Source organism: Colwellia sp. D2M02, assembly GCF_018860755.1.
GTDB classification, from domain to species: domain Bacteria; phylum Pseudomonadota; class Gammaproteobacteria; order Enterobacterales; family Alteromonadaceae; genus Colwellia; species Colwellia asteriadis.
In genome coordinates this window covers 53,744-63,380 of record NZ_JAHKPW010000060.1, presented here as the reverse complement: position 1 = coordinate 63,380, position 9,637 = coordinate 53,744, and the positions used below count along the sequence as shown (strand labels likewise).

Annotated in this window: 10 protein-coding genes; 3 read left to right on the top strand and 7 right to left on the bottom strand. The window is 37.1% G+C overall.

The genetic code is table 11. The features are described 5' to 3' along the window. Window positions 1-15: 15 nt before the first annotated feature. From KO495_RS10800 to cysZ, 6 genes are all read right to left on the bottom strand, one after another. Complete coding sequence (locus KO495_RS10800) at window positions 16-1,797, bottom strand: GGDEF domain-containing protein (RefSeq protein WP_215980420.1); 1,782 nt, start codon at window positions 1,795-1,797, stop codon at window positions 16-18. A 56-nt stretch (window positions 1,798-1,853) separates the two neighbouring features. After that, window positions 1,854-2,177: a hypothetical protein gene (locus KO495_RS10795; RefSeq protein ID WP_215980419.1), complete on the bottom strand. Its 324-nt coding sequence runs from the start codon at window positions 2,175-2,177 to the stop codon at window positions 1,854-1,856. Between the two features lie 28 nt (window positions 2,178-2,205). Beyond that, entirely contained in the window at window positions 2,206-3,012 is an 807-nt protein-coding gene (locus tag KO495_RS10790) for an SAM-dependent methyltransferase (protein WP_215980418.1), read from the bottom strand. A gap of 38 nt (window positions 3,013-3,050) precedes the next feature. Next, window positions 3,051-3,644 (bottom strand): GNAT family N-acetyltransferase, encoded by a 594-nt coding sequence (locus KO495_RS10785; RefSeq protein ID WP_289847619.1) that lies wholly within the window; start codon window positions 3,642-3,644, stop codon window positions 3,051-3,053. A gap of 25 nt (window positions 3,645-3,669) precedes the next feature. Continuing rightward, the gene (locus KO495_RS10780; RefSeq protein WP_215980416.1) at window positions 3,670-4,266 is read right to left on the bottom strand and encodes a hypothetical protein; all 597 of its coding nucleotides are present in this window, start codon (window positions 4,264-4,266) and stop codon (window positions 3,670-3,672) included. Window positions 4,267-4,414: 148 nt separating this feature from the next. Continuing rightward, window positions 4,415-5,194: a sulfate transporter CysZ gene (gene cysZ, locus KO495_RS10775; protein WP_215980415.1), complete on the bottom strand. Its 780-nt coding sequence runs from the start codon at window positions 5,192-5,194 to the stop codon at window positions 4,415-4,417. 184 nt (window positions 5,195-5,378) lie between these two features. Between cysZ and zipA the strand changes: the two genes are divergently transcribed. From zipA to KO495_RS10760, 3 genes are all read left to right on the top strand, one after another. Further along, window positions 5,379-6,467 (top strand): cell division protein ZipA, encoded by a 1,089-nt coding sequence (gene zipA / locus KO495_RS10770; protein ID WP_215980414.1) that lies wholly within the window; start codon window positions 5,379-5,381, stop codon window positions 6,465-6,467. Between the two features lie 188 nt (window positions 6,468-6,655). After that, window positions 6,656-8,710, top strand: a complete 2,055-nt coding sequence (gene ligA / locus KO495_RS10765; RefSeq protein ID WP_215980413.1) for an NAD-dependent DNA ligase LigA — start codon at window positions 6,656-6,658, stop codon at window positions 8,708-8,710. Then, window positions 8,707-9,042: a DUF3392 domain-containing protein gene (locus KO495_RS10760; RefSeq protein ID WP_215980412.1), complete on the top strand. Its 336-nt coding sequence runs from the start codon at window positions 8,707-8,709 to the stop codon at window positions 9,040-9,042. The genes ligA and KO495_RS10760 overlap by 4 nt, the downstream gene beginning before the upstream one ends. Before the next feature lie 90 nt (window positions 9,043-9,132). Here the strand turns inward: KO495_RS10760 and KO495_RS10755 are convergent, their stop codons facing one another. After that, the gene (locus KO495_RS10755; protein ID WP_215980411.1) at window positions 9,133-9,528 is read right to left on the bottom strand and encodes a hypothetical protein; all 396 of its coding nucleotides are present in this window, start codon (window positions 9,526-9,528) and stop codon (window positions 9,133-9,135) included. Window positions 9,529-9,637 lie beyond the last annotated feature (109 nt).

Genomic DNA, 9,637 nt, shown 5'->3' with positions numbered 1-9,637 from the left:
TACTCTCTAAAAGTACTATCTAAAAGTATTAACGCAATTTCTTCCGTGTTCTTTAGAAGCATACATCGCACTATCAGCATCACCGAGTAAGTCAGTTAACTCAAAGCCAGATATAGCAACATCACTTATACCAAAGCTTGCCGTTATGGGATCATTAAGACCTAAAGCCTTATAGTCAATTTGTTGAATACTTAATCGACATCGTTGGGCTATATCTTCGGCGATAATAACGCTACACCCTGGTAATATATAGGCGAACTCCTCGCCACCTAAGCGACCTAAAATATCATTTTGCCGACCAATTTTTCTACAGACTCTCGCGACTTCTTTTAAGGTTTTATCGCCTATAGCATGACCGTAGTTATCATTAATGCGTTTGAAATTATCTAAATCAAATAATACACAAGTTAATGGCTGCTCTGTTTTTTGACAGTGCTTTAAGGAACTTTTTGCGAGCTGAATAAAGTGACCTCTGCTATGTACCTTGGTTAAACTGTCATACTCAGTTAACTGTTTTAAACGTTGCTGAACTAACCATGATTTATAAGCCCATAAAGCAAGCGCCATTAAAAATACGATTAAAAGCATAATCAAAAGTAATGAGTTTTCGGCTTGTTTTTTAGTTAATAGATGTTGAACACTAAGTAAATCAATTTGCTGATTTTGTTGCTCTATACGCTGTTTATTCGCGTAATCATTGTGTTTAGCTAATTGGAATGCGATTTGTTTTGCCTGCACTTCATCGAGGTGTTTTTGCGTCGCTTGGCTATATTTTTTATGAAAATATAAAGCCTGCTCAAAGTTACCTTCTTGCTCCGCAATTTGAAAAAGTAGTTTGTAAGTTGCCGCAATCTCTTTATTTTTTGTTAAACCACCGCCTACATCTTCAGCTAAAAGAGCATATTCTTTTGTCTTATCTATATCACTTTTCAAATGATATGCCTGTGCTAATAAATTATAAGTTAAGCTAATCAAAACTTTATAATGGGTAGACTTAACAGCATTTAAATGTGGTAGTAAGGCATTAATCGCATCATCTGCGTTTTTCTCATTTAAATGCAAGCGAGCTTGATAACTTCGAATAATTCCAGTAAAAATCGGTTCATTGGCTTGTTGGCAAACTTCAATGCCTTTTGTTAATTCATTGCTTTTAATAGATAGTTTTTGAGTTTCTAATTTAGCCAATAATACCAATTGATTAACTATACAATGAGTTCTTTTTTCACTGATGTTGTGTAATAGCTGCTCACTATAATCAAGAGCTAACTGGTATTGCTCAATTTGGTTATAGAAGGCTATTACTGACACAAGTGCTAATTTAAAGTGTTCATCCCCTTCAATACTCTTTCTGGTTGTCAGTACCTTGGCTACTTGCTGTAAACCTTCTTGCCAACGTTGTTGTAACGTATATAGATTTATCAAACTATAGTTTGCTCTGAATTTGATTAACTCACTGGTGTTCGAGGTTAATAAAGCTAAGAATTTTTTTTCGCCTTCAAGGTAATTTCCCTGATAAATTGATTTGGAAGCACTAAGGTAAGTTAAATGATGGCGTTGAGACTCGCTTAACTTAGTAATATTATTCTCTAGTTTGGTAATGATCTCTTGCCCTAAAGCAGGAGCATGGCTACGTAGTTTATCAGCCTCAATTAGCATACTATCGATATTTAAAAGGTTATTTTCACTAACACCTTGAGTGGCATAACTAGCGTGACTACACAGTATAAAAAGCGCATAAAATAAGCCTAAATAAAGCTTATGTAAAAAATTGTATTTATGAGAGAGATTTATCAACATATTAATTTTATAACTGCCGAGTAATAGTTACTCGGCTTATTTGGTCAATGAGTAAGTTAAATGGCAAATTTTATGAGGCTTTGTGCTTCTTTGTTATCTTCTTGATCACCTTCTTGCTCATCTGTTTGCTCTTCTTCGTCTTCAGCTGGAAAAATTCCGACACACTTTATGTTACCACTAAGGTTAAGTTGAGCTTCTAAACTCGAAATATCTTGCTCAAGTAGTGCTTTCTTTAATTCGCATGTGATGTCTGTACTTTTAATCGCATGACTTTTAGGTTGTAACTCTTGAAGTGTCGACTGTGTCGCCAGTTGTTCAATTAATTTAATCGTATTTTTTTCGGCATCAGTAATGAGATTGTTAACAGTGTTACTTTTCATAGAATATCCTTGTTTTTATAATTAAGCGTTAAACTAATTTAAGTTTGGGCTGGTTACTTTTTCGCCCTAAGCCTTCGAGTTTATCAAGTATGACTTGATTTACTAGCATTTTCTTTGTTGGTGGAATGACCAGTGTAGTATGTTGATAAATTTTATGACTTGCTAGCTCATGTAAAGGCACTTTATCGGCTCGCACTGTTTCTATTGGTAGTACTTTTGCTTGATATAATATTACGAGATGATCATCAGGATAAAATGTCGTTAATAAGTCCACTAAAACTTGTTTATAAGCTTTATCAGTATTAAATTTTGTTAATGACCTGTCACCAGTAAAACCTACTTGCCATAGTACTAAATATGCACTGGTATCTATCTGGCGTTGATAAAATAAAAATTGACTCGCTTCAAAGTGAGCGCAGCCATAGGTACCTGGGTCTATCGATAAATCTGCATATAAGCATGATTCAGCAGATATTCCTGGCTCCATGTGAGCATTAAACCCTTCAATATGAGCTATTTTTATTGCACGGTGAGCAACACAAGCAAAAACTCCTGGGTGACCATAAAAAGCTGCCACTACTTTTTTACCTGCTTTTACTTCATCAATAATGGCGTTAACCATTTCATTGTAACTGTGGTTGCGGTTTTTACCTTCTTGATAAAAGCTTTGTAAGCTACGTACATCATTATTTTTTTCTGCTAACCAGCGCTCAGTAATTGCAGAGGCCATTAAAGAGAAAACCACATCGGCATGTTCTATATGGCTTTGACAAATAGGGCTGATATGAGCACCAAGCATCATGCCAGTACCTACGCAAATTAAACTCCCCTTCATAATATTCCTTCTACGCGTGTGCGCCTATTTTAATGATTTTAAACATGACCGGCTTGCCATTGTTGTGCAGTTAATTGCTGCACTAACATGGCATTTTTACTCTTAAGTGTCGATTTGCTTTTACTGAGCGATAAATTGTTAGGCAATTTGTGAGCGAGTGATGTAAAACCTAACTTTCTAGCAATAATTTGCATTAAGTTATTGTCTTGATGAAAGCGAATGTTAACTTGGGGTAAAGATAGCCTGTTAAAGCAATAACCTAATAAACCCATTAATGCTTCTTTAGCAAACCCTTGTTTAGTTACTTCAGGTAAGAGCAATACGCCAACCTCAATATTAGCGAGTCTTTCTTGCTTCCATTCATCGTATACCATGACAATACCAAAACTCATATTTGTCGCTGTATAAGGAGCGTTTAAGCACTTCAAAGTAATAGCCCAAGTGTTAATGACGCGGTTTTGGTTTTTATTAAAATGTAGAGCGCTATAGAAAGTCTTTTTAGCTTTTTCTGCGCTATAGGGAGCTGACATATAAGCCATGGTATGCTTACTAGTGTATAGCTGACAAAACATGTCTTGATCAGCAGCGATGAGCGGCCGCAAAGTAAGCCGCTCAGTGGATATTGATAACATTGAGTTATTAAATTGAGAAAACTAACTACAGAAGCGTGTTTTTATCTAATAAAGTGACAATAACGTCAACTTGTTGTTTTTTATCTTGTGGTGAAATAATCACCCGTATTTGCTGTTCATTAGCACGAAAGTGCAACGTCAAACGACCGTACTGAGTATCCTGACTCACTAACTCTCCATAAGCCTCTTGATAAAACTTGATAATATGAGCTTGGTTTGCAAAAGTATAATAGTTAACAATAGCGGGCAGTTCATCACCAAAATTAGCGAAAATAATAGCGTCTTGTATTACAGGAATAAACTGGTTCTCACTTTTGGTGATGTGTTCCAAAAATAGTGTAGGGTTACTTGCTAAAGGTTTTGCTGTACGAGGTTCAGTAGCGGAGGTATCATCTGGACTATTGTCAGAGTTTTTGGCATTAACAATATCAGGTGTTGATAGTTTTGGAATAACAACATCAGGCTCTTCATTAACCGTAAACTTGTAAGCAGCACCACTCATCATCGCTTTAGGATGATCGGAACTTGTGCTTTGGCTAGTGTTTGCCGTAGCAGAAAAACTGATGCTGGCATAAATCACTGTCAAAACGATAGTTAGTGGCGGTTGTTGTAATACTTTCATTTGTGGTAACTTCCTGCTGTTAAATATCTTACTTTATAGGTTTATTTCAATATATCCGATTTTTATCACTTAGGCGATAAAAAGCCTGTTTTTGTTGGTAACATCAACAATTTGTTTAAAGAATAAATGAAAGTTGCTTAAATAAAAATTAGTATGTTCGAGTGACAAAATTATTTTTATAGTGATCTACCCATATCGCTGTTGCACCGCAAATAGCAACAGGCATTACGATAAAATTGATAATTGGTAACATAGAGAATATAGCGATGGTTGCCCCAAAACTATAGCTTAAGCCTTGCTTTTGTTTTAATGCTACTTTCATTTCATTAAACGGCACTTTATGGTTATCAAACGGGTAATCCTTGTATTGAATAGCCATCATCCAAGTAACAAATAAAAACCAAATGATTTGGCCTATTACGGGTAAAAACCACATAATGATAAAAAAGCCTATAGCTCTTGGTAAGTAATAATAAAGTTTGCTAGCTTCACGTTTTAATGTTCTAGGAATATCTTTAATAACAGCAAAGGCGCCTTCTTCAGGAGGCTTATCACCAGATAAAAGTGCTTCAACCTTTTCGGACAACAAACCATTGAATGGTGCTGCTAACCAATTTGCTGCGCTACTAAATATAAAAGAAAACACTACTAGAATTGTGAGCACCGCAAACGGCCATAACACCATACTTAACCAATCAAGCCAGCTAGGTAGCCAACCAAGTAATACATTCATATAGTGGTCAAGCTCTAATACCATAAAATATAATGCGGTAGAAAATAGCATAATGTTAATCAGAAGCGGGATAAAGACAAACTTTCTTAAGCTTTTATGAGTGATCAATTCCAAGCCACGAAAAAAATAACGGGCTCCATTAGAGGTCACGGGTAATGCGCGAATAGGTGTTGTCGTTGATGTGTGTTTTTTCATAATTAAATAAGGGCGTTAGCGTATTAAAAACGATGATACAGTATAAATTGTGCCTAAGTGTAATAACAGCACTAACTTGTTACAAAATACCAAAGTTTCTGATAAAGTTGACTGATATAATGTTACGTAAATCGTAACGAATAGTGTATGCAATAATCAACACGGTTAGTAAACAGGCTTAAAAATGGAAGATAACTTTAGAAATGTATTAATTATTATTAGTGTCCTTGTGATTGGCGCTATTTTTGTGCACGGTTTATGGACTATTCGTAAACAGAAGAACCCTTATAAGCTCAAAGCCACAAAAGCTAGGGTTGAGCCTGTTTCTCGTGATTTCGATGGTAGCGGTTTTGATCAAGATGGCGTTGGCCAAGTGACTGTTAAAAAACAGCCAACCTGGCAAGATACAACAAACCAGCCAGTTGAAAATAGCTTCGAAGAAGAGCATACATCGATTAATGAAAGTGAAGCTTTAATTAATACCGAGCTTGATTCAGCCCAAAATAGTGACTGGTTTAATGAAGGGCCTCCTAAAACCTTTAGTAAAGAAGAATTAGGAGACGATCTTGTTTTAACGCAACAAGTGGCAACAAGCGAGACTCAAACTGAACCCGAGCTAGAACTAGCTAAAGAAAACACAAAAGTAAAAAGAGAGCCCGTTTATCAGCAACCCGTAATTAAAGCAAAACCGTCTCGTGTTAAACCTCCTGTTAATAAAGAGCCTGTAAAGCGTGAACAAATGGAAATTAACTTTGCTGAGCCAGTACAAGAAACTAATACAGAACAAGTGAGCGATACTCAAAGTACGGTAGACACCGTTAGCCAAACCGCTGAAAAAGTTGAGCCACAGGTTATTGTCTTATCAGTAGTTATGCCTGCCAATCAACAAATGTTAGGTGCCGCACTGTTACCAAGCTTATTAACTTTAGGGCTTAAATATGGCGAAATGAATATTTTTCATCGTCATCAAGATAACGCCGGTAATGGTGATGTTACTTTCAGCTTAGCGAACATGATGCAGCCGGGATCGTTTGATTTAGATAGCATGGAAACCTTTGCAACAGCTGGGGTTAGTTTGTTTATGATGCTACCTAACCACGGCGATCCTTTTGTTGTTTTTGAGCAAATGCTTAATGCTGCCAAACAGTTAGCTGCAGAGTTTAATGCGCAAATTCTCGATGATAAAAGAAATGTCATGACTCAACAAACAGAGCAGCATTATATGAGTAAAATTCGTGAGTTCGATCGCTTAAACCGTATAGCTTCCGCTTAAAATAATAACGAATAATAATTACCAATATACAAGCTCTATTACTGCTTAGGTTGTGTGTTGGTAATTATAGTGTTTTGAGCCAGCTTACCGTTAAAAAGTCGTCAAATGGTTTCTAATTAACCCATATAACTCTTAGTATTATCACCACTTATTTTATTCTTTTTCTATAGCCTTATTGAAGCATTTATATGTCAAATCCCACAGAACAAATCAATGAAATAAAAAACCTAATTAACCAATATAATCATCAATATTATGTTTTAGACGAGCCAAGTGTTCCTGATGCAGAATACGACAGATTAATGCAGGCATTAATTGCCCTAGAGCAAGAGAACCCAACACTTAAAACTGCCGACTCCCCAAGTCAAAAAGTAGGTGGCTTAGCGTTAAAAGCATTTACTCAAGTAACGCACCAATTACCGATGCTATCTCTTGATAATGTATTTGATTTAGCTGACTTCAACAGTTTTATAAAACGTAATAAAGAGCGTTTACATAGTAATGAACCTCTAACGCTTTGTGCCGAGCCTAAACTTGATGGCTTAGCGGTAAGCCTTCGATATGAAAAAGGTATTCTCGTACAAGCAGCGACGCGTGGCGATGGCGCCATTGGTGAAAATATTACTGAAAATATTCGTACTATTAAGTCTATACCATTGAAGTTAATTGGCGTATTGGAGACTGATTACCCTGAGGTTGTCGAAGTGCGCGGTGAAGTATTTATGCCAAAAGCAAGCTTTGAGCAGCTCAATGAGCAAGCTAAAAAACGTGGTGACAAAATATTTGCTAACCCGAGAAATGCCGCCGCAGGCAGTTTACGTCAGCTCGACTCTAAAATAACAGCTAAACGTAATTTGGCTTTTTATGCTTACAGCTTGGGTTTTGTCGGTAACTTACAAGGTGATGAGTTAACTGAAGAATTTTTTGAAAACTCTCACTATCAGCGTTTATGTCAAATAAAGCTGTTGGGCTTGCCTATGTGTCCAGAAGTACGCTTGTTATCAAATGAAAATGAGAGTGAAGCATTTTATCAAAACATTCTCAGCAAGCGCGCCGCGTTGAGTTATGAAATTGATGGAACGGTATTTAAAGTTGATGATATTAATCAGCAAAAACGCTTAGGTTTTGTTGCGCGAGCACCGCGCTGGGCTATTGCTTATAAATTCCCTGCGCAAGAAGAGTTAACAACCGTTGAAGATGTTGAGTTTCAAGTAGGTAGAACTGGCGCAATAACCCCTGTAGCCCGATTAAAACCTGTTTTTGTTGGTGGTGTTACTGTTTCTAATGCAACTTTGCATAATCAAGACGAAATTACGCGTTTAGGGTTAAAAATATCTGATACGGTTATTATTCGCCGCGCGGGTGATGTAATCCCACAAATTGTTAGTGTAGTGTTAGCTAAACGCCCTGAAAGTGCGCGTGATGTGGTTTTCCCTAGTACTTGTCCAGTATGTGACTCTGACGTTGCAAAGCCCGAAGGTGAAGCCGTTTTACGTTGTACTGCAGGACTGTTTTGTCCCGCGCAGCGTAAAGAAGCGATTAAACACTTTTCATCACGTAAGGCACATGATATTGACGGCTTAGGCGATAAACTGGTTGAACAATTAGTCGATGAGAACATGATTAACACACCTGCTGATTTGTTTAATTTAACTGAAGTACAAGTATCGACAATGGAACGTATGGGGCAAAAGTCAGCCACTAAATTAATTGCCTCGCTAGAAAAAGCAAAAAATACTACTTTGGCTAAGTTTATTTATGGTCTAGGTATTCGTGAAGTTGGAGAGGCAACTGCTGGTAACTTAGCCGCACATTTTTATACCTTAACTGCCATTGAAGCGGCAACGATAGAGCAGTTGCAAGCGGTACCCGATGTGGGTGAGGTAGTGGCTAAAAATATTATTAACTTTTTTAAAGAATCCCATAATATATCGGTTGTTAGTGCCTTAGCCGAGTTAATGTCGTGGCCTGATATTGTGAAAAAATCTGCTGAAGAGCAGCCCTTAGCCGAGCAAACCTTTGTATTAACAGGAACATTAACTCGAATGGGCAGAAGCGAAGCTAAAGCTGGATTACAATCGCTTGGTGCCAAAGTATCAGGCAGTGTCTCAAAAAATACTCATTATTTAGTTGCCGGTGATAAAGCAGGCTCTAAATTGACGAAAGCGCAAGACTTAGGAGTTAAAGTGCTGACGGAAGACGAGCTAATTTCACTGTTTACTGAACATAACATTACCTTATGAAAGCGTTGATATTATCTGTTTTAAATGAGTTTGGGCTTTGGTGTCGACCTTACCAATATCAAATTGCTTTGGCTATTATTGCCACATTACTGGTGATTTTTGGTAACGACATTAATGCCAGCATAAAAAAACTCTTAAGCAAGCAACACTTAATTGTACGACTGTGCGCTTTTATTTTTATTTGTGCGGTTGGCTATGGTTTATTAACAGTTTGGCTAACAAGTTTGCTGGCAGCGCAGTTGGCGAATATACCAACAGTATACCTTGCGCCAGCTATTGTTGTGATTTTTGGTGCTTTAGCGCTTTACGCACAAAAACAACGACATATTTAAGCGTAACAAATACACATTAGCCGACATAATAGCTAATGTGTTTTATTTTATTTTATTTTATTTTATTGTGTTGTTGGCTTAATGGAGGGGTTAGCCGACGACAATGATCGCGTATAAAAATATCAACGTTGGCATTGGTAATAAAATAAAAAATAATACCGCTTCGCACCACTCAACTGCTCGGTAAAGTTTAAACCAATAACTGGGCGATTTACTTTTTTCCGAAGATATTTTAGCCGCTTCTTTTTTCGAGGGAAGTTGCTGAAAAAACCAAATAAAAGCGCTAAATACCAGCAACTGCAAACCACTAAACAAAATCAAAAAGGCTAACCAAACTAGCAGCGTTGGTGTGTTGGCGTTAATTTGTGCTTGTATTAACGTGAATAATATAAGCAAAGGAGCACTCCAGCCTAATAAACGCCAGCGAAAGGATAAAAATCGTTGGGCAATTAGGTGGAATAAGTCGGGGGAGCAGTAAAGTTTCATCCGTATGTTATTACCTTAGGGACTGTTGAACTTTCGAGATTGTTTTTGCAGCTCTTTGTTGAACAGTATTTACTTAGAGTGACTAGGCAACATACTGTCTGCCGCGATT